This window comes from Bartonella sp. AP40SXNS (assembly GCF_042195825.1).
GTDB lineage: Bacteria > Pseudomonadota > Alphaproteobacteria > Rhizobiales > Rhizobiaceae > Bartonella.
Map to the genome: position 1 here is coordinate 1 of NZ_JBHIPB010000002.1, position 21424 is coordinate 21424.

14 protein-coding genes, 3 tRNA genes and 2 pseudogenes are annotated in these 21424 nt (G+C 37.7%); 2 read left to right on the forward strand and 17 right to left on the reverse strand.

What is annotated here, in order from left to right:
• From ACFILZ_RS01270 to ACFILZ_RS01280, 3 genes and pseudogenes are all read right to left on the reverse strand, one after another.
• Positions 1-76 (reverse strand): annotated as a pseudogene (locus ACFILZ_RS01270) (elongation factor Tu); the annotation flags it as partial.
• Between the two features lie 181 nt (positions 77-257).
• A tRNA-Gly gene (locus tag ACFILZ_RS01275) sits at positions 258-331 on the reverse strand.
• 31 nt (positions 332-362) lie between these two features.
• Positions 363-446, reverse strand: a tRNA-Tyr gene (locus tag ACFILZ_RS01280).
• 205 nt (positions 447-651) lie between these two features.
• Between ACFILZ_RS01280 and ACFILZ_RS01285 the strand changes: the two genes are divergently transcribed.
• Positions 652-1482: a TrmH family RNA methyltransferase gene (locus ACFILZ_RS01285; protein ID WP_375610197.1), complete on the forward strand. Its 831-nt coding sequence runs from the start codon at positions 652-654 to the stop codon at positions 1480-1482.
• Here ACFILZ_RS01285 and ACFILZ_RS01290 read toward each other — a convergent pair.
• The 6 genes from ACFILZ_RS01290 to ACFILZ_RS01315 all read right to left on the reverse strand — a co-directional run bounded on the left by ACFILZ_RS01290 (position 1479) and on the right by ACFILZ_RS01315 (position 7451).
• Positions 1479-2210: a rhomboid family intramembrane serine protease gene (locus ACFILZ_RS01290; protein WP_375606234.1), complete on the reverse strand. Its 732-nt coding sequence runs from the start codon at positions 2208-2210 to the stop codon at positions 1479-1481. The two genes, ACFILZ_RS01285 and ACFILZ_RS01290, sit on opposite strands and share 4 nt — an antisense overlap.
• 872 nt (positions 2211-3082) lie before the next feature.
• Entirely contained in the window at positions 3083-3508 is a 426-nt protein-coding gene (locus ACFILZ_RS01295) for a DUF2155 domain-containing protein (protein ID WP_375610204.1), read from the reverse strand.
• A 91-nt stretch (positions 3509-3599) separates the two neighbouring features.
• Positions 3600-3998, reverse strand: coding sequence for an NADH:ubiquinone oxidoreductase subunit NDUFA12 (locus ACFILZ_RS01300; protein ID WP_375606235.1), 399 nt, complete (start codon positions 3996-3998; stop codon positions 3600-3602).
• 181 nt (positions 3999-4179) lie between these two features.
• Complete coding sequence (gene gatB, locus ACFILZ_RS01305) at positions 4180-5679, reverse strand: Asp-tRNA(Asn)/Glu-tRNA(Gln) amidotransferase subunit GatB (RefSeq protein ID WP_375610196.1); 1500 nt, start codon at positions 5677-5679, stop codon at positions 4180-4182.
• Between the two features lie 127 nt (positions 5680-5806).
• A complete protein-coding gene (gene tig, locus ACFILZ_RS01310) occupies positions 5807-7234 on the reverse strand; it encodes a trigger factor (RefSeq protein ID WP_375610195.1) in 1428 nt (475 codons plus the stop codon).
• 134 nt (positions 7235-7368) lie between these two features.
• Positions 7369-7451: transfer RNA gene (locus ACFILZ_RS01315), tRNA-Leu, on the reverse strand.
• A gap of 133 nt (positions 7452-7584) precedes the next feature.
• On the opposite strand from ACFILZ_RS01315, the gene trmFO reads away from it, so the two are divergent.
• Positions 7585-8997, forward strand: a complete 1413-nt coding sequence (gene trmFO / locus ACFILZ_RS01320) for a methylenetetrahydrofolate--tRNA-(uracil(54)-C(5))-methyltransferase (FADH(2)-oxidizing) TrmFO (protein ID WP_375610194.1) — start codon at positions 7585-7587, stop codon at positions 8995-8997.
• Between the two features lie 1184 nt (positions 8998-10181).
• On the opposite strand, the gene ACFILZ_RS01325 is transcribed toward trmFO, so the two are convergent.
• The 8 genes and pseudogenes from ACFILZ_RS01325 to ACFILZ_RS01360 form a co-directional block, all read right to left on the reverse strand.
• The gene (locus ACFILZ_RS01325) at positions 10182-10460 is read right to left on the reverse strand and encodes an HU family DNA-binding protein (RefSeq protein WP_273791158.1); all 279 of its coding nucleotides are present in this window, start codon (positions 10458-10460) and stop codon (positions 10182-10184) included.
• Positions 10461-10691: 231 nt separating this feature from the next.
• Entirely contained in the window at positions 10692-13118 is a 2427-nt protein-coding gene (gene lon / locus ACFILZ_RS01330) for an endopeptidase La (protein ID WP_375606239.1), read from the reverse strand.
• 183 nt (positions 13119-13301) lie between these two features.
• A complete protein-coding gene (gene clpX / locus ACFILZ_RS01335; RefSeq protein WP_375606240.1) occupies positions 13302-14576 on the reverse strand; it encodes an ATP-dependent Clp protease ATP-binding subunit ClpX in 1275 nt (424 codons plus the stop codon).
• A gap of 183 nt (positions 14577-14759) precedes the next feature.
• Entirely contained in the window at positions 14760-15392 is a 633-nt protein-coding gene (gene clpP / locus ACFILZ_RS01340) for an ATP-dependent Clp endopeptidase proteolytic subunit ClpP (RefSeq protein ID WP_375606241.1), read from the reverse strand.
• A 146-nt stretch (positions 15393-15538) separates the two neighbouring features.
• Positions 15539-16347, reverse strand: a pseudogene (locus tag ACFILZ_RS01345) (hypothetical protein).
• 10 nt (positions 16348-16357) lie between these two features.
• Complete coding sequence (gene trkA / locus ACFILZ_RS01350) at positions 16358-17734, reverse strand: Trk system potassium transporter TrkA (RefSeq protein WP_375606242.1); 1377 nt, start codon at positions 17732-17734, stop codon at positions 16358-16360.
• A gap of 4 nt (positions 17735-17738) precedes the next feature.
• Positions 17739-19097: a sigma-54-dependent transcriptional regulator gene (locus ACFILZ_RS01355; protein WP_375606243.1), complete on the reverse strand. Its 1359-nt coding sequence runs from the start codon at positions 19095-19097 to the stop codon at positions 17739-17741.
• A gap of 1 nt (position 19098) precedes the next feature.
• Positions 19099-21366, reverse strand: coding sequence for an ATP-binding protein (locus tag ACFILZ_RS01360; protein ID WP_375610193.1), 2268 nt, complete (start codon positions 21364-21366; stop codon positions 19099-19101).
• Positions 21367-21424: the final 58 nt, after the last annotated feature.

Below are 21424 nucleotides of genomic sequence, written 5' to 3' on the forward strand. Positions count from 1 at the left end.
TCTTCCCATGATCAACGTGACCAATCGTACCAATATTAACATGCGGTTTTGTTCGTTCAAACTTGCTCTTCGCCATTGCTATTAATCTCTTGTTTTATTCCCTATTTTTATTAGCACCTAGGGACAGTTCTGCAAAACTTAAGTCTGACCAGACTGTAAACAGCCCAATCACCACAACTCTTAGACGGAAAACCCCACCAAATCTATAAATGGAATATCCTCCATCATACCTATTTGCCCAATCATCAACAACCATTTGGAGCGGGTAGCGGGAATCGAACCCGCATATTCAGCTTGGAAGGCTGCTGCTCTACCATTGAGCTATACCCGCATGACCCACGTACTAACTCTCCTTCGATGAATGGTGGAGGGGGTTGGATTCGAACCAACGTAGCATACGCAACGGATTTACAGTCCGCCCCCTTTAACCACTCGGGCACCCCTCCATTACACCGATAAAGTCGCGCAATGAGACATCACGACAACCATCTTGAATACCCATTCAATTCAATCTGATTGCGAAGTGGTTATGACGATTACTATCGTATCTGTCAACAGAATAAATACAATTCTGTACAAATTTCCTGCTCATAATTTTAAATCATAGATTTTTTCTCTCTATTTTTCTTATTAACACGTTATAAAGAAGCTATGAAAGAAAAAACATCACAAAATTCTCATTATGCTCGTTTGCGTCGCCGATATCGCGATACAAAAGGCTCTCTTTCTCGATCTTTTACACACCCAAAGAAGAAAGCTGCTTCTTTACAGCAAGAGATCATCCATCTTTATGGCATTCATTCTGTTCAGGCTGCTTTAGAAAACCCAAAAAGAATTTTAAAATGTCTTTACGTTACACAAAATGCCTTAAAACGATTAAATATATCCGAATCAGATTATCCTTTCTCTGTTACATTATGCACGCCCAAATATCTTGATTCGCTTGTTGGAAGTGAGGCTGTTCATCAAGGTGTTGTGTTGGAAACTCTCCCCCTCAAACCATGCAAACTGTCGGAACTAACCAATACTGATCTGGTCATTGTCATGGATCAAATTACCGATCCACATAATGTTGGCGCTATTATGCGCTCTGCAGTCGCATTGAAAGCTAAAGCACTTATTACAACTTGCCGTCACTCTCCCCACGAAAGCGGTGTTCTTGCGAAAGCAGCATCTGGAGCTCTGGAAATGATTCATTATATTACCGTACGAAACCTTGCTGAAGCTCTTCAAGAACTTCATCAAACAGGTTTCACAAGCTTTGGTCTCGATTCAGAAGGTGAACAACCTCTAGAAATAGCATTAAAAGGAAATAAAATTGCTCTTGTTTTAGGAGCAGAAGGTAAAGGCTTGCGTAAAAAAACACGCGAAACCGTTTGCGCTTTAACACGCCTTGATATGCCTGGACATATTAAATCATTAAATGTTTCAAATGCAGCAACAATAGCTCTTTATGTGGCACATCAATATCTTAGATTCTAGTTTTTAATTTTTTGTGAAACATCAAAAAAACCAACCAACAAAAAACCCGCAAGAAATCCGCCAATATGAGCTTCCCATGCTATTGAGATGCCATTTTCTTCAAACAAAATAGAAGAAATACCTATGATAAAATCAGTCGTCAGCCATACACTCATATAAACAAGAACCCCCTTAGAACACAGAGCTTTTTTGACAGACAATAAAGGTCCCAAAAGTTTTTCGTTCTGCGCATTGACAGCTAGATTACCACTAGGAAAACCGTAACGTGCAATAGCACCCATCATTCCAGATACGGCACCTGACGCCCCAATAAGTGATATGGTACTTTCTTGATGAAATGTAAAATAAGTCAAAACAGAAATAACTGCCGTTAACACCCAAAAAATTAAAAAACGTAAAACACCAAAATGCCTTGCTAAAGGAGAGCCGAAAACCAAAAGCCAAACCATATTAAGAGCAACATGTTTAAAACTACTATGCATAAATGAATAACTTACCATGGTATAACAAAATGCTACAGGATGCCTCTTAAACAATGCTGGTATAAATGAAAAAAACTCAAGGCTTTCAACATAAACATGATGAGAAAAAAAATACTGAGAAATGCAATAAAGACAAAAACAAAATGCTATCAAAACAACTATAATAAATGGAACATTCAATAAGGGTTCTTTAGGTTGTTTCGGCAATCGGGAAACATCATTATGTTGGTGACTAGAAACTTTCATTGTATAAAATCTCGTATTTTTTAGAAAATGGGTTATTCTTTATACAAAATAAATATACCATTCCCAGTGATGCAGAATCTTCTCAACGCCTCCGAAGCCCCTTTTTAAATTTTCAATAGCTCTACATGAAAACACGTGTATTTTATACAAAAGATTTTAAAAAGTATGGATATCAAGAATATGATTTACAAACTTAGTGGTATCCTGCTTACTTAAATGTGAAATTACCATGCAATATACAAGAACTTACGAATAGACAAACTCACTTATGAGGTGGTGTATAATAAAAATATATAAACATTCTTTTCTTACTAGAAATATATTGATTATTGCATTTCTTAAACAAGCTATACCTCGATTGATAAACTTTACAGAATCTTAAATCTCAATTTTTCCATTAATATGGCCTGCATTGCTTCTACGCTTTGAACGAAAAACGACATCTCTATGAGAAAAAATACCAATACAGCGTTCTCTAGATATAATAATTGGTGTTTCATGATGAATTACTTACTTGATAGTCTGTTTCCCTCATACATGCAAAAGCGTCAGTTCATCTCTTTAACAAATATAAACAAGCCTTTCATTTCAACCTTTAACAGATATAATTCAAGAACTATCTCTTATGAAACACTGAAAAAATATGTTGATTCTAATGATGCATCTTTGAATTTAAACAGTTCATGACGGAATTTTTTATTCCTTTCTCAGACAGTCTTATTGACACATCCGCCACTTGTAACGCGCAAGAAAATAGTTTGGATTATTTAATATAAAAAATTAAATGAGGTAATCATAGGAATTTGCTATTAAGTTGTAAAATGATAAAGGACTATTATAAATCAATGTATTATAAATAGATAACACACTAATTATTGAAGAGAACGATCTTGAGAACTCTGCTTGCAATCCTTTAACCACACATCATAAATAGGATGCTCAACAGCGTTCAAACCAGGACTATCTGCAAACATCCATCCTGTAAAAATACGCCGTATTTTTTTATCTAATGTTACTTCATTGACTTCAACAAAACCAGTTGTACGCGTGGGTTCATCTTTAGAACTCGTATAACATGCACGTGGTGTTACCTGTAATGCGCCGTACTGATAAATTTTACCAAGAGTAACTTCAAAACGTGTGGTCCGTCCCGTGATTTTGTCAAGACCTGCAAAAACAGCAATTCCATTGCTAATACGCTCAGCCCGCACTCCATTATTTAAGGATAAAAACACTAAAATTCCCATAAAAAAAATATATATAAAATGCCTCACCCCTAACAATAAAAAAAATCTCATCATATCAAAATCAATCGCACCTTAAAAAATAATTCTTTTCATAACATAGAGTCAAATAAGACAAAAATACACACGTACATTAAAAAACATGTTATTTTTTAGGTGACCAAGCATCATAATCTTCATGCACACAAGAATGCTCTCCATTGAAAGTGATAGCCCCCTTTGGTCGATAGCCCTCACTTGTTCCTGTCATATTTGCAACATGAGGCTTTTCCCATTCATAAGGATGATAATCCTCTTGTGTTGGTGGACACTCACAGCGATGATGAATCCAGCCGTGCCAACCTGGTGGAATAGTAGAGGCCTCAGAATAGTCTTTATAGATAACCCAACGATGCGGATAACCATCCTTATGAAGTCCTCCTTCATAATATATATTTCCAAACTGATCTTCCCCTATCCGCTTACCTTTGCGCCATGTGAAAAAACGCGTACCAATGGTATTGCCATTCCACCATGTGAATATTTGCTTTAAAAAACGAGCCATCTGCTATTCCATTCATTTAGTGCACTCATGAAATTAATCGTTTGAATAAAATTATTAACGATTGAAATTATCGAAAAAGTTACTAGTAAATTCAACTACAATTCCAATTGATAGGTTAACGTGCTATCCTTTAATTTCAAGAAGATATCATATGTATGGCTTCTTCTCCACCCCATAAAATTTAATCTATGCCAAGTTTCATCTTAACCAATTCATTAACAGCTTGGGGATTTGCCTTACCACCTGTTGCTTTCATTACCTGTCCAACAAACCAACTAGCTAAAGCAGGTTTGTGCTTTGCTTGCGCAACTTTATCAGAATTATTGGCAACGATCTCATCAACAGCTCTTTCAATAGCCATTGTATCCGTTACCTGCTTCATATTTCGCTCTTCTACAATTTGGCGTGCATCTCCCCCCTCATTCCAAATAATCTCAAAAAGATCTTTGGCAATTTTTCCAGAAATAACTCCTTCTTTTATAAGATCAATAATGTTTCCCAATTGATTTGGCGATACTGGTGACTCTTCAATCTCACGATTATCTTTATTTAAAGCCCCTAAAAGGTCGTTAATCACCCAATTGGCAACTATTTTTCCATCACGCCCACGCGCTACTTCTTCAAAATAATCAGCAATAGCCTTTTCTGTCACAAGAATGGAAGCATCATACACTGTCAATCCCATTTCCTTAACAAAACGTGCTTTTATAGCGTCAGGCAACTCTGGTAAGTCTGCTGCCAAAGCATCCACAAATGCTTGATCAAATTCTAATGGTAAAAGATCAGGATCAGGAAAATAACGATAGTCATGTGCTTCTTCCTTTGAGCGCATAGAGCGCGTTTCACCTTTAGCGGCATCAAAAAGCCGAGTCTCTTGATCTATGACGCCTCCATCTTCTAAAATTGCGATCTGACGACGCGCTTCATACTCAATTGCTTGGCCAATAAAGCGAATAGAATTAACATTCTTGATTTCACAACGCGTTCCAAACTTTTCACCAGGACGACGAACGGATACATTGACATCCGCACGCATAGAACCTTCATCCATATTACCATCGCAGGTGCCCAAATAACGAACAATTGTACGCAATTTTGTCATATAGGCTTTGGCTTCATCTGATGAGCGCATATCAGGCTTGGAAACAATTTCCATAAGAGCAACACCAGAACGATTAAGATCCACAAAAGACATCGTTGGATGTTGGTCGTGCATCGATTTTCCAGCATCCTGTTCAAGATGCAACCTCTCAATTCCCACTTCTATATCCTCAAATTGGCCATTCGAATCTGGACCAACAGATATGATAATCTTCCCCTCTCCTACAATGGGAAAGTGAAACTGAGAAATCTGATATCCCTGCGGTAAATCTGGATAAAAATAATTTTTGCGATCAAAAACAGATTTTAAATTAATACGCGCCTTTAATCCTAACCCCGTTCGAATCGCTTGACGAACACACTCTTGATTAAGAACAGGCAACATACCTGGCATAGCTGCATCAATAAGGGATACATGATTGTTTGGCTCTGCTCCAAATTTGGTGGATGCTCCTGAAAAAAGTTTCGAATTTGATATGATTTGCGCATGAACCTCCATGCCAATTATGACTTCCCAATCACCTGTAACTCCAGAAATAAAACGCTTAGAATCAGGAATACGCGTATCAATGATGCTCATTGCCAATCCATTACCAATATTTAAAATTCACTCATGGCTTATCTAAAACCATTCTCAGTGCAATCCTAGGATATAAATCTTACAACACAAGCCCGATTTTATCGGGCTTGTGTTGTTTGCATAAATATTAAGCTTTTTTAGGAGCCTTTTTCTTAACTGATGCTTTCTCTGCGGACTTTTCCTTCACTGCAGATTTTTTCTTTGCTGGCTTTTTTTCAATAACATCTGATTCGTCATATTCTTTCATCAACTCTTCAACCGTCACTTCTTTATCCGTGACTTTTATCTGTGCCAATAAATGATCAATGACCTTTTCTTCAAAAATTGGAGCACGCAGATTTTCAACAGCTTCTGGCGTCTTACGGAAAAAATCCATAATTTCTTTCTCTTGTCCAGGATACTGGCGAACCTGATCAAAAACAGCTGCCTTTAGCTCATCCTCACTAACTTTAACACCAACCTTTACTCCAATTTCAGAAAGCACTAAACCAAGTCGAACACGACGCTGTGCAAGGACACGATATTCCTCCCTTGCCTTTTCTTCTGTAATACCTTCATCTTCAAAACTGCGCCCAGCCTTTTTCAAATCATCATTAACCTGAGCCCATATATTGCTAAACTCAATTTCTAAAAGCTCTTCAGGAATCTCAAAATTATAATCAGCATCTAAAGCATCAAGAATTTGACGCTTAATTTTTTGACGTGTCATTGAACCATATTGGCTTTCAATCTGTTCACGAATGACCTCACGTAAACGATCTAGAGATTCTAAACCAACTTTTTGCGCTGCTTCATCATCAACTTTTAATTCATCTGGTTTAAAAACAGCTTTAACAGTAATATCAAACTCTGCTTCTCTTCCCGCCAAATGTGCCGCACTGTAATTATCAGGAAATTTAACAGAAATCGTTTTTGCATCCCCAGCCTTCACACCGACCAATTGCTCTTCAAAGCCAGGAATAAATTGTTTTGACCCAAGAATCAGTTGTGAATCACTATCTGTCCCACCTTCAAATGGAACGCCTTCAAGCTTACCTTGATAATCTATGGTAATACGATCACCTTCTTCAGAAGCCCCCTCTTTTAGTGAATAATTACGTGTAGAAGAAAGGACGCGTTTGACTTGATCATCAATCTCCTGTTCAGGGATAGTTGCAATTTCACGGATAACTTCAATATGTTTAAAATCTTTAATGTCAATTTTTGGTAAAACTTCATACTTTAAACTAAAAGTAAAATCAGCCTTGCCATCTAGAATTTTTTCATCTTCATCTATGTCAATTTTTGGCTGCATCGCTGCACGTTCATTACGGTCCGCTAAAATAGAACGAGGCGCCTCACTGAGTATCTCATTGAGAATCTCCGCCATAAAGGATTTACCATACATTTTTCGCAAATGCCCACTAGGCACTTTACCCGGACGAAAACCATTAAGCTTGATTTTTCCCTTGGTATCATCCAACCGTTCATTCAACTTTTCTTCTAAATCTTTCGCTGGAACCACGATCTTAATTTCGCGCTTCAGTCCTTCATTAAGCGTCTCGGTAACCTGCATTAAACACCTTCATTTTTCTAAGGAGAGGGATATGCCCACTCTAATAATCATTACATTCTAACACTTCGAGTGTTACATTACCATGAAGCGGAATTCCAGACACGTAGAAATCCGTAGCACTTAAGGGATTGCTTTGGTGCGGATGGAGGGACTCGAACCCCCACGGTCTCCCGCCAGAACCTAAATCTGGTGCGTCTACCAATTTCGCCACATCCGCCAAACTGACAAGCTAATAACCTTATACAAGCGGCGTCTCTATACCATTAATTACAGAAAAAAAGCAAACAAATATATTAAAAAAAACAAAATCTACGCTTTTCATACACGGTTGCTTACGCTAAAAGTCGATTATGTTAAAAACATTTGATACTCCAATCCATATCATAGGTGGCGGCCTTGCAGGGTGTGAAGCAAGCTGGCAAATCGCTCAGTCAGGAATTTCTGTTATTTTGCATGAAATGCGACCCCTAAAAAAATCAGATGCCCATAAAACCGATCATTTAGCAGAACTAGTTTGTTCAAATTCATTTCGTTGCGATGATTCATCAACAAATGCCGTAGGACTTCTCCATGCTGAAATGCGATTAGCGAAATCATTAATTATGAAAGCTGCTGATACCAATAAAGTCCCTGCAGGGAGTGCTCTTGCCGTTGACCGTGATGGATTTTCAAAAACCGTCACAACAGCACTAGAAAACAACCCTCTTATAACAATCAAACGTGAAGAAGTTCAAAAAATTCCTAAAGCTTGGAAACATGTTATCATCGCAACAGGTCCCCTTACCTCATCTGCACTTGCTCAAGAATTACAAGCAATAACCGGAACAGAATCGCTCTCTTTTTTTGATGCTATTGCACCTATTATCCATACCGATAGTATTGATATGAATATTTGTTGGTATCAATCTCGCTATGATAAAATTGGTCCTGAAGGAACAGGAAAAGATTACCTTAATTGTCCCTTAAATAAAGAACAGTATGAAACATTCGTTCAAGCGTTAAAAAATGCCGACAAAACAGAGTTTCGTGACTTTGAAAAAACACCCTATTTTGATGGGTGCCTACCCATTGAAATTATGGCTGAACGCGGACTTGAAACTTTAAGACATGGACCTATGAAACCTATGGGCTTAACCAATGCCCATAACCCTACAGTTAAACCTTATGCTGTTGTTCAATTACGCCAAGATAATAAACTTGGAACGCTTTATAATATGGTCGGCTTTCAAACAAAACTGAAATATGGTGAACAAATTCGCATTTTTAGAACGATTCCCGGTCTTGAAAAAGCAGAGTTTGCGCGTCTTGGTGGTCTTCACCGCAATACCTACCTCAACTCGCCAATCATTCTTGATCAAACCCTTCGTTTAAAACAAAAAAAACGACTACGCTTTGCAGGGCAAATTACCGGATGTGAAGGTTATGTAGAATCAGCGGCAATAGGGCTTCTTGCTGGACGTTTTGCTGCTGCCGAATATCATCATAACTGTCCTTGCCTACCCCCACAAACTACAGCATTCGGAGCCCTATTGCATCATATTACGGGGGGGCATATTGTAATAGAAGAAACAGAAAGACAATCCTTTCAGCCAATGAATATCAATTTCGGACTCTTTCCCCCTGTTACTTCTATTAAACATTCAGAAAAACGCTTGCCAAGTAAAGAAAAAAAATTAGTAAAAAAACAAGCCATAACAGCGAGAGCTCTCAATGATTGTACTCAATGGTTAGCAGATAAAGAATCAAAGAGCTCCTGTTTATAAAAAACATACGATTCGCCTCTCACCTACTGAATAGATCTTTATGACTCTCGTGAAAAAATCATTCTAAAGCCTTTTAAAGACTACCTCCCCCAATCAATAAATACTACCCTACGTTTCATCATTTATTCAATTTTGCAGGTGCTGTAAAATAACTTTTTGCTATAAAAAAACTTTACTGCTATCAACAATTTAATATGATTTAATGACTAAAAACAAAATAATCATATAAATATATTATGAATAATCAAAAAAATAAATAGATGAAAAATACACAATTAATACTGTATTATCTTTACTAATAGTTTTTATATTATGTAATGTATATTATTTTATAAGAGTCATTTTTCTGTTTTGTAACTTCCTCCCTCAAAATTTGTGATATTCTCTCATTTTAACTCTTGTATGATGAAAAAAAACGCTCGCCTGCATATCACAAGTAAAATAAAGACAGGAAGAAAAAATATTTTAAGACAGAGCCCAATCTCTCTTTCATTTCAAGCACCAAGAAAAATCACAATATTAAAAAAGAAAAAGAATGATGATGCTACTTTATTAATTTACAATGAATTGATTTATAATAATAATTTGTATCTTTCTATATTGCATGAAAAACCTGAATATCGTAAAATTCTTTTATTTCAAACTCATCTTATAGTAAAACAATGAAAATCATCCGCTTGGTGCTTCGCAAGCGAAGCTAGTGTGTAAATAAAGAACTATGAAAAAATGAATAAAACTACTCCTTGTGAATCCATCTCAAATACTGAAAGCTCGTCACAACAGTATAGGAACTGAAAATAGCATGACAACACCCCCCTTACTCTTTTATTAAGCGTAAAAATGGTGCTATATAATAGCTTTTATACACTTCATAGAGCTTTTCGTCTTACACTATTTACAGGTCTTTATTTTTAAATAAAGATCAAGCACTTTAAGGTATAATAAAAGCTCCCATCACATTTTATAAACGATACAGTACTCTATTCCATTAAAAATGGCTAAAAACAACCCACTCCAAATCTACGGTATTTTACGCAATATTTAAAATCATTTAAAAATACCAAAATATATAAATAAGAAAAATACCGCAAAGATTCAGAATTTTTATATGAAAAACGAGCATAACACATGTGTTAAAAAAAACCCGCTTATAAATAAATCGGGTTTTTTTAATGTAGCCTAAATTATTTTTTATTAACTGCTTCTTTAAGGCTTTTTCCTGCAGAAAACTTGGGTACAGAACGTGCTGGAATATCGATTTCAGCACCCGTTGAAGGATTACGCCCCTTTGTTGCCGCACGATGAGAAACTTCAAAAGTGCCAAAACCTGGAAGACGAACATCTCCCCCTGAAGCTAAAGCTTCTGTTACAGAAGCCATAAAAGCATCCACAACAGCACCAGCTTGCGCTTTCGAAACACCTGCCTTTTCAGCAACGGAGCTAACCAATTCACTTTTATTCATAAAATATTTCCTTTCCCTATATTACCTGACAACATGACTTAATCATGTTATTGCTCAGTTTATTGAAAAGTACAGCAAACAGAAGTCTTATTTTTATCCAAAACATTGTTTTTTTAGCAATAATCATAGTTATTCACGGAATTTTTCACTTTTTCCAACAAAAAACAGAATAATAACCTCAAAAACACCTTCTACCACCTAAAAAATGCCGTTATAAATGAGATAAGTGAATCAGTGTGCAATCTGTATTCCTTCACTATCGCTGCCCTCTGATCTGATGGGGACAGCCACTGCAGAAGGCTCCTTCCATTCAATAGTATCAGGAAAATGAACCAAAGCGTGCTTCAAAACTTCACTCACATGACTTACCGGAATAATTTCCATGTTATTTTTGACATCATCAGGAATGTCAACCAAATCTTTTGCGTTTTCTTCAGGAATAAGGACTTTTTTTATCCCTCCTCGAAGAGCTGCTAAGAGTTTTTCTTTTAATCCACCAATTGGTAAAACACGTCCACGTAAAGTAATTTCACCAGTCATTGCAATATCTTTATGCACCGCTATCCCTGTAAGTACAGAAACAATTGCTGTCACCATTGCAATCCCAGCAGATGGGCCATCTTTGGGTGTCGCCCCCTCTGGAACATGAACATGGATATCGCGTTTTTCAAAAAGTGGAGGTTCAATACCAAAATCAACAGCACGAGAACGTACATAAGATGCTGCTGCTGAAATGGACTCTTTCATAATGTCACGTAAATTTCCAGTTACAGTCATCTTGCCTTTTCCAGGCATCATGACCCCTTCAATGGTCAATAACTCTCCACCAACTTCTGTCCACGCAAGGCCTGTCACAACACCAATTTGATTTTCTCCTTCAATCTGATTATAGTGGTAACGTTTAACACCCAAAAAATCATTGATATTATTTTCTGTAACTTTTACAGATTTTTGATTTGTTTTGAGAATTTTTGTAACAGATTTACGGGCAACTTTCATGAGTTCACGCTCAAGGTTACGAACTCCTGCTTCACGTGTGTAAAACTGAATAATCGACCTGAGCGCTCCATCAGAAATGCTGAGCTCTTTTTTAGACAAACAGTGATCTTTTAGTGCCTTTGGTAAAAGATGCTGTTTAACAATTTCCATTTTCTCACATTCAGTATAACCCGCAATACGAATAATTTCCATTCGATCCATTAATGGACCTGGAATATTAAGCGTATTTGCCGTCGTGATAAACATGACATCAGAAAGATCATATTCAACTTCCAAATAATGATCAATGAATGTACCATTTTGTTCAGGATCAAGAACTTCTAATAAAGCGGATGAAGGATCGCCACGAAAATCTTGGCCCATCTTATCAATTTCATCAAGCAAGAAAAGTGGATTAGATTTTTTTGCTTTTTTCATAGACTGGATAATTTTTCCAGGCATCGATCCAATATATGTTCGGCGATGTCCACGAATTTCTGCTTCATCTCGGACACCTCCCAATGAGATACGAACATACTCACGTCCCGTTGCCTTTGCAATAGAGCGCGCTAATGATGTTTTCCCCACACCAGGAGGACCTAACAAACAAATAATGGGACCTTTTATCTTTGATGCGCGACTTTGTACAGCCAAATACTCAATAATTCGCTCTTTAACTTTTTCAAGACCGAAATGTTCATTATTCATGACCTTTTCAGCAAAATCTAAATTGTTTTTAATCTTAGATTTTTTACCCCAAGGCATTGCTAATAACCAATCAAGATAATTACGTACAACTGTCGCTTCTGCAGACATAGGAGACATATTCCGTAATTTTCTCAATTCTGCTCCAGCTTTTTCCTGTGCTTCCTTGGATAGTTTTGTATTCTTGATACGTTCTTCTAATTCAGAGAGTTCATCTCGGCTATCATCACCTGCTCCTAACTCTTTTTGAATAGCCTTCATCTGCTCATTGAGATAATATTCTCGTTGGTTTTTTTCCATTTGCCGTTTAACATGCGAACGAATACGTTTTTCAACCTGCAAAACAGAAATTTCTCCTTCCATGAAGGACAAAACACGTTCAAGACGGGCCCGCACAGGTAAGAGCTCTAATATCTCCTGTTTTTCTGCAAGTTTAATCATCAAATGAGAAGCAATCGTATCGGCAAGCTTAGAAGGATTATCAAGCTGGCCAATCGCATTCACAACTTCAGGAGAGATTTTTTTATTAAGCTTTACATAGTTTTCAAAATAAGCAATCACTGACCTTGAAAGAGCTTCAATCTCAACATCACTCTCTCTAGGTTCTTCTGTAACAGTCGCAAAAGCCTGATGATAACCTTCACTTAAAGCAAATTGACTAATTTTTGCACGTGCAGTTCCTTCAACCAAAACCTTTACAGTACCATCAGGAAGCTTTAAAAGTTGAAGAATATTAGCAAATGTACCAATATGATAAATATCCTCTGATTTTGGATCGTCATCAGAAGCATTTTTTTGTGTCACCAAGAGTATTTGCTTATCAACCGCCATCGTTTCTTCAAGAGCACGAATTGATTTTTCGCGACCCACAAAAAGTGGAACAATCATATGGGGGAAGACAACAATATCACGAAGAGGTAAAACAGCATAAACCCCATCTCTTACTTCATCTGTCTTTTCATCAATATATTGCATAACTCTCCTTTCTGGAGCCTATGAGCTATCTACAACAATTAGCCCACCTGTAGAAAATCTCAGCTCTTCACTGTACATGAAGTGGTAATTACTCATACATAAATCAAGCATTATAATGATATTATTAGAAATACCTATCAAATACCGTTCATTACCACCTTTTATATTGCGCATCGCACAATGTCATGCTGATACATTTTCTTTATCTTCTGCACGTTCTGAGTAAATATAAAGAGGACGCGCTTTCCCATCAACGACATCACTCGAAATAACCACTTTTTGAACGCCTTCAAGAGCCGGTAGCTCAAACATCGTCTCAAGAAGGATCTTCTCCATAATAGAACGTAAACCACGAGCACCAGTTTTACGTTCAATTGCTTTCTTTGCAATAACACGTAAAGCATCTTCATGAAATGCTAACTCAACATTCTCCATTTCAAAAAGACGCTGATATTGCTTTACTAACGCATTTTTAGGTTGGGATAAAATTTGCATGAGGGCGTTAACATCTAAATCCTCTAAGGTGGCGACTATAGGAAGCCGCCCAATAAACTCTGGTATTAAACCAAATTTTATAAGATCTTCAGGCTCCAAATCACGAAAAATTTCACCGACACAACGCTCATCCGGAGCCTTAACAGTCGCAGAAAAACCAATAGAAGTTTTTTCACCACGCCCTGAAATAATCCGTTCTAAACCTGCAAAAGCTCCCCCACAAATGAATAAGATGTTTGTGGTATCAACCTGAAGAAACTCTTGTTGCGGATGTTTACGTCCACCTTGTGGAGGAACAGAAGCAATCGTTCCTTCCATAATCTTTAATAACGCTTGCTGAACTCCTTCTCCCGAAACATCTCTTGTAATAGAAGGATTATCTGCTTTACGAGAAATCTTATCAACCTCATCAATATAAACAATACCACGCTGCGCACGTTCAACATTATAATCTGCTGCTTGAAGAAGCTTCAAAATAATATTTTCAACATCTTCTCCCACATAACCCGCTTCAGTCAAAGTGGTCGCATCCGCCATCGTAAAAGGCACATCAATAATACGTGCTAATGTTTGTGCAAGATAAGTTTTACCACAACCCGTTGGACCAACAAGAAGAATATTTGATTTAGTTAACTCAATATCATTGCTTTTAGACTGATGCGCCAACCGTTTATAATGATTATGAACAGCAACAGAAAGAACACGCTTTGCATGCTGCTGACCAATAACATAATCATCAAGAACTGTTATAATTTCCTGTGGCGTAGGAACACCATCACGCACCTTAACCCCAGAAGACTTATTTTCTTCCCGAATAATATCCATGCAAAGCTCTACACATTCATCACAGATAAATACAGTAGGCCCCGCAATGAGCTTACGCACCTCATGCTGACTCTTGCCGCAGAACGAGCAATAGAGAGTATTTTTTGATTCGTTCCCGCTATTGCTAATTTTGCTCATTTTTCTTTCCTTTCACCACGATATATGAACACTTCGCCTTTTCAAAGGAAGCTTTTCATCATGAAAACTAAAAGACATATAGAAAACCATGCATGTCTCAATATTTTTAGGTGTTTCTCTAAACTTTGCGATATTTTTATAAAACTCTTTATTTTAAAGTAGCTATTTTTTCTATAAAAATTCTTAATCTTTTTCTTCTTTTTCAGTTTCTGCACGATATTGTATAACATCATCAACTAAGCCAAACGCTTTAGCTTCTTCTGCTGTCATAAAATGATCGCGATCGAGAGTTTTTTCAATGACCTCATAATCTTGACCTGTATGTTGAACATAAATTTCATTTAAGCGCCGTTTCATCTTTATAATATCTTGTGCATGTCGCTCAATATCTGAAGCCTGGCCTTGAAAACCACCAGATGGCTGATGCACCATAATACGCGCATTTGGCAATGTAAAACGATGCCCCTTTGCTCCAGCTGTTAACAATAAAGACCCCATAGATGCCGCCTGCCCCATGCACAGCGTAGAAACAGGAGGACGAATAAACTGCATAGTATCATAAATAGCCATACCAGATGTCACAACACCACCTGGAGAATTAATATAAAGACTAATTTCTTTTTTAGGATTTTCCGCTTCCAAGAAAAGCAATTGTGCACAAACAAGCATTGCCATACCATCTTCAACAGGACCATTAATAAAAATAATCCGCTCCTTTAAAAGACGGGAAAAAATATCATACGCCCGTTCACCACGATTGGTTTGTTCAATAACCATAGGAACAAGGCTTAATGTCGTTTTCATTAGATCACTCATATTTTTACTTTCCGTTCATATAACAATCGCTCTTTACACATTCAATGTTTTTATCCATTTGTTAACATTACTCTCTTGTGCAAGCTACAATCAAAAGCTGTTTAGGATAGATTAAAATCCCAATTATTAAAATAGCAATAATAACTCTACCTAAAAAAATCATGAATATCAGGAATGCGAGATACCACCCAATGGTAAAAACTTCCTTCCTGAGGTTTTTGCGTCGTCTTTGTCTTTCTGTGAATATGAAATCCTATCAAGCGTGAATCGGTGAGCGGTTTTACGCCAAAAGCTGGTTCAAAGATATATTCAGACTTTCGCCCAGTCCAATAATAAAAAGTTTCCTTTTCCTTTGCTTCATGAAAAAAACCATATCGTTTTGCTAATCGTGAAATACCATCATTACCAAATATCGTAATGCCAAGATTTCCTGGTAAAATCGGCATTTTTTTCCTCTTTAACCAGAACGGTCTCCAAACACGACGCTTAAACCCAAGCCAATGAGGAATAATTTCTGCGCCTGCCCAATAATCCTCAAATACTTTTGTAATAGGGTTATCGGGCGGAAAATAAAGTGCAGAAACGCCCACTCTTATATTATTTTCTCTTGCCAACCAAACCTTCTCCGTATCTGGCTGAAATTGTTTAACAAGGTAAACATCTGTATCTAACCAGACACCTTGTTGATATTTCATCAGCATAACACGAAAAAAATCCGAGAACTGAACAATTGTACACCATAGTTTATCATCAGAAAAATCGGGGTCAAGGCGATAAATTGCTGAGCGTGGTAAAATTGATTCGGCTTCATGCAGCTCAACACCAGCAGGCAGATTATCTATTTTTTATCATAACTAAAAAGCTTAACGCGCTGTCCAGTTTTAACCATTGAGGACAAACAAAGCCTATCCACCAATCTTAATTGTCCACTATACCAAAAAGTACAAATATCCATAGATAATATATCAAAAATATTCTAAACTTACGCGAAAGAGTTGTTCAACATCACGAACGAACTCAGCAAGAGCAAAAATCACTATTCTATCACCAGATAAAATACGCGTATCTGCCGAAAGCTGTATTATTGTCTTATTGCGATAAATTGCACCAATTCTCAAACCATCTGATAAATTGAGCTCTGATAATGACTTACCAACCAATGAAGATGTTTGCATCACTTCAGCTTCAATAATTTCTGCTCGGCCATTAAAAACTGAATGAACAGAACGAATACGCCCACGGCGCATTTGTTGCAAAATTCTCGATATTGTAACGCTATGGGGATTAAGATATGCATCCACACCAACAGCACGACTAAATTCTTGATAGGCAACATTATTAATCAATACCATATTGGCTTTGCAGCCCAATCTTTTAGCAATAATAGCGCTTAAGAGATTAACCTGATCTTGATTGGTTAATGTAATCATTAAATCGGACTGATCAATTCCCGCATCTTGAAGAATCACTGGATCTAACACATTACCGTATAAAACTGTTGTTTTTTCAAGCTGATCAGCAATTGTGAGGGCTCTTTCTCTATGCGCTTCTATAATCTTCAATTTTAATTTATGGAAACGCTTTTCAATAGCCTGTGCAACATAAAGGCCAATGTGACCACCCCCTGCAATAATCATGCGGTGGGCATCTTGTTCTTTATGACCAAAAAGCCCAACAGCACGACGCATCTGTTCACGAGCAACAACAAGATAGGTTATATCACCGACACGTAATTGCGTTTCTGAATGTGCAATCAATAATTCCGAGCCACGTTTAATAGCGGTAACCGTTGTTTGAAGATCTGGAAAAAGCTCTGTTAATTGACGCAAAGGTGTATTAATAACGGGACAATCTTCCATGCATTCCAAGGCTAACGCAACAATATCATCATTACAAAAATAAAGAACATCTATTGCACCAGGTAAAGCAATACGACGCAAAACCATTTCCCCAACTTCAACTTCTGGCGAAATAACCACATCAATAGGAATATTTTCTCTAGAAAAAAGCGTCTTATAACGTGGTTCTAAATAAGATTGTGAGCGAATACGAGCAATTTTTGTGGGCACATTAAATAATGAATGTGCTACTTGGCAAGCTACCATATTAACTTCATCAAACAAAGTGACAGCAATCAACATATCAGCTTTGTCTGCATCTGCAGCCAAAAGAACTTCAGGCCGTGAACCGTGACCAACAAAACCTCTCACATCCAATGTATCGCGAATCTTTTCAATTAATCTTGTTTCAATATCAATAACAGTAACATCGTGATTTTCAGCAGCAAGACGCTCTGCTATCCCATAACCAACCTGTCCTGCTCCACAAATAATAATACGCATCGCTTTAAGAAACTCCAAGCGCTTTAAGTTTACGGTGCAAAGCTGAACGCTCCATGCCTATAAATTCAGCAGTACGCGATATATTTCCACCCAAACGTCCAATCTGCGCCACTAAATATCTCTTTTCAAACAATTCTCGTGCTTCACGCAACGGTAAATCCATTATACTCTCATCCGAATCCATTTGAAGACGTGGCAAAGAATCATTCACTTCACTGGGAAGAAAATCCGCTGTTATAGGACCATCCCCATCCCGCACAAGAATAAGAAGACGCTCAATATTATTACGTAATTGTCTTACATTACCCGGCCAAGCATGCGTTTGCAAAATAGCAATCACATCATCACTGATTTCACGTGGCTTAATCCCAACCTGCTGTGATATTGTTTTTACAAAATGATGGACAAGTTCTGGAATATCTTCACGACGAGCAGAAAGGGGCGGAACAGTAATGGGAACAACGGAAAGACGGTGGAAAAGATCTTCTCTAAAGCGCCCGTCAGAAATGAGGTTTTCAAGATTTTGCGCTGTCGAAGAAATGATACGAACATCTACTTTAACACGTTTTGTACCGCCAACTCTCTCAAATGTTTGCCCCGTTAACACCCTAAGAATCTTACCTTGAGTCTCACGTGGCATATCAGCAATTTCATCAAGATAAAGTATTCCGCCATGGGCTTCCTCTAAGGCACCGATTTTACGCTCTCTTCCCTCCATTTCGCTGCCAAACAGCTCTATTTCCATTCTTTCCGGAGTAATCGTTGCAGCATTTATTGTAACAAATGGCCCATTCGAACGCGTGGAGAGCGCATGAATAGTTCGTGCAACAGTCTCTTTTCCTGCCCCTGAAGGACCTGTTATCATGATGCGACTATTGGTTGGTGCTACTTTTTCTATGATTTGACGCAAATTTTTTATAACTGTCGATTTTCCGAGCAACTCTAATGTCTCGTTCGAACGTTTTCGCAATTCTAAAAGCTCACGTTTTAAATTTGAATTTTCAAGTGTTCTCTCTGCAACCAATACAAGTCTATCAGCTTTAAAAGGTTTTTCAATGAAATCATAGGCCCCTCGCTTTATAGCGGAAACAGCCGTCTCAATATTACCATGACCAGAGATCATAACGACCGGAAGAGCTGGATAGTGTGTTTTAATTTCATCAAGCAGTGCTAAACCATCGAGGCGACTCCCCTGTAACCAAATATCTAAAAAAATGAGCTTTGGAATACGTTCACTAATTTGAGCTAATGCTTCATCAGAGTTACAAGCAACACGCGTTTCATAGCCTTCATCATCCAAAATACCAGCAACAAGTTCACGAATATCCGCTTCATCATCAACAATCAAGATATCTGATACCATACTATTCCCCTATCTTATGATTTATAGCTTGTATAATACTACCCTGCTTACCCCCAACCGTCGGAAACATCAAACGGATCATCGCACCACGACCTTCATAAAAACTCTCCGGTGCATCATGAAGCTCCATGGAACCACCGTGATCTTCAATAACTTTGCGCACAATGGCCAGCCCGAGTCCTGTTCCTTTCTCCCGTGTTGTTATATAAGGTTCTAATAACTTTTGTCTTTGCTCTTTAGGAAGTCCTTTTCCGTTATCAACAACATCCACAACCACCCATTCTTCTTGATGATAAGAACGGACAAGAATATGACCGTGAATATTTTCCTCTCGCATAACTGAATCTATGGATTCGCTCGCGTTTTTGATCACATTGCAAAAAGCCTGTACAATGAGACGGTTATCAAATGCACCCATAAGTGGTAGAGTTCCTAAATCTTGCTCAAAATGAATATCATGTCGCGTCACTTCTATCAAGAAACATGCTTCGCGCAACAATTCTCGTATATCTAAAATATGCATTTTGGGTTTGGGCATACGTGCAAAAGAGGAAAACTCATCAACCATACGCCCAATATCTCCAACCTGCCGAATAATTGTGTCAATACACCGCTCAAAGACCTCTCTATCTTGTGTAATAGCTTTGTTATAACGTTTACGAATACGTTCAGCGGATAACTGAATAGGTGTAAGAGGATTTTTAATTTCGTGTGCAATACGTCGCGCAATATCCGCCCACGCCGCTGTACGTTGCGCTGCAACAAGGTCTGTAATATCATCAATTGTTAGAACCCAAGATTGCCCCTGTCCATCATCCTCCTCCATCGTAACTTGAACATTACAGACACGCTCTTTTCCTGCAACGTTTAAAGTGACCTGCTCACGATGGTTTTTCCGATCCAATGAACGCACAAACTGAAAAACCTGCCAAATTTCAGCACTTAAAGATAAAAGACTTTTTCCAACAACGTGCTCAGAGCGAATATCAAACATCGCTTCAATAGACCGATTGATAATGGTGATATCACCATTATCATCTATCCCTGCTACTCCCGCTGTTACACCTGATAATACAGCTTCAGAAAAACGCCGTCTTTCATCAATTTGATCACGCACTGCAATCAATTCATTACGCCGACTTTTCAATTCACTGACCATGTAATTAAAAGTTTTGGATAATTGCCCAATATCGCCGTCTTTTGCTCGTACTGGCACGAAAATTTCCATATTTCCAGAAGCAACATCATCGGCAGCACTAATGAGAAGACGAATAGGACGTACTAAGCGATCAGCAACAGCAATAGCAGCCCAAATGGCTGATAAGAATAAACTAAAAAAAAGACACAAATAAAGCATACCAAATGCAATCTGTGTCAGCAGGCGATTTTCATTTAAATCACGATAACGATCTGTATTAACTTCTGTCAAACGCAAAGCAGATAAAACACCTTTATCAACGTCACGCACCAAATATAAAAATGTGTTTGGAATATTGGTAAACTTTAAAATAATACCAAAATAATCATGAACGCCTGGTTGAAAAGAAAAAGGTCTCGCATTGGTTGCACGTTCAATAAGATGAGAAGGAGGAATTGGCAGTTTATCTTCATCACCAAGAGCACTCGATACAAAAATAGCTCCGCTAGAACTTAACAAAAATGCACCACGCAAATTGCGTCCTAGAGCATGACGCGTCAATTGCATCCTATATTCAGCTGGATTACGTTCTAAGAGTTTTTTGTTATCAAGTGCAAATGCCATCGCGTAGGATAAATTTTTTAAATTTTGAAGCATTTCATCTGCATAAGCATTTGCTAAATCAATAGAAGAGCCCACAATTTGCCGCGTTGTTGTATCAAACCATCGATCAAGTCCCAAATTCAGTGCTGGCCCTGACACAAGAGCTACAGCAACAGCTGGCATTGTTGCAACAAGTGCAAACAATGAAATAAGGCGGACATGAAGACGTGAGCCTGCTCGCCTTGAACGCCAAGCACGAATGATCGGAATCATCTCATAAAAAACGATGACAATAAGCCCTAAAACCCAAAAACTATTAATTCCTATAAGAATAAGGGTTACTGTTCTACTGGGAACAACAGGAGTTAAGCCAATAAGAATAATGAACGAAACAGAGGCCGTAAGTAAAGCCAATACAATAATTGTAATCCCTAAAAAAATATATACCTTACTTAAACGATACAACTCATCGTTATAAGTATTTTTATCTATGTCTTGAAGATTCGTCACAGATGTTATATTCGTCATGAGCTTACATACCCTTATCTCATTATTATCATATAACCTTTTGTAGCAAAAATTGACA

Excerpts from the sequence above, each read along its gene's own strand:
- ACFILZ_RS01295 (WP_375610204.1), bottom strand. The coding sequence starts at position 3,508 with ATGAGATTTTTTTTATTGTTAGGGGTGAGGCATTTTATATATATTTTT.
- trmFO (WP_375610194.1), top strand. The coding sequence starts at position 7,585 with ATGTTAAAAACATTTGATACTCCAATCCATATCATAGGTGGCGGCCTT.
- clpP (WP_375606241.1), bottom strand. The coding sequence starts at position 15,392 with ATGAGTGATCTAATGAAAACGACATTAAGCCTTGTTCCTATGGTTATT.
- ACFILZ_RS01290 (WP_375606234.1), bottom strand. The coding sequence starts at position 2,210 with ATGAAAGTTTCTAGTCACCAACATAATGATGTTTCCCGATTGCCGAAA.
- ACFILZ_RS01325 (WP_273791158.1), bottom strand. The coding sequence starts at position 10,460 with ATGAATAAAAGTGAATTGGTTAGCTCCGTTGCTGAAAAGGCAGGTGTT.
- gatB (WP_375610196.1), bottom strand. The coding sequence starts at position 5,679 with ATGAGCATCATTGATACGCGTATTCCTGATTCTAAGCGTTTTATTTCT.
- ACFILZ_RS01355 (WP_375606243.1), bottom strand. The coding sequence starts at position 19,097 with ATGGTATCAGATATCTTGATTGTTGATGATGAAGCGGATATTCGTGAA.
- lon (WP_375606239.1), bottom strand. The coding sequence starts at position 13,118 with ATGCAATATATTGATGAAAAGACAGATGAAGTAAGAGATGGGGTTTAT.
- ACFILZ_RS01300 (WP_375606235.1), bottom strand. The coding sequence starts at position 3,998 with ATGGCTCGTTTTTTAAAGCAAATATTCACATGGTGGAATGGCAATACC.
- tig (WP_375610195.1), bottom strand. The coding sequence starts at position 7,234 with ATGCAGGTTACCGAGACGCTTAATGAAGGACTGAAGCGCGAAATTAAG.
- ACFILZ_RS01285 (WP_375610197.1), top strand. The coding sequence starts at position 652 with ATGAAAGAAAAAACATCACAAAATTCTCATTATGCTCGTTTGCGTCGC.
- clpX (WP_375606240.1), bottom strand. The coding sequence starts at position 14,576 with ATGAGCAAAATTAGCAATAGCGGGAACGAATCAAAAAATACTCTCTAT.
- ACFILZ_RS01360 (WP_375610193.1), bottom strand. The coding sequence starts at position 21,366 with ATGACGAATATAACATCTGTGACGAATCTTCAAGACATAGATAAAAAT.
- trkA (WP_375606242.1), bottom strand. The coding sequence starts at position 17,734 with ATGCGTATTATTATTTGTGGAGCAGGACAGGTTGGTTATGGGATAGCA.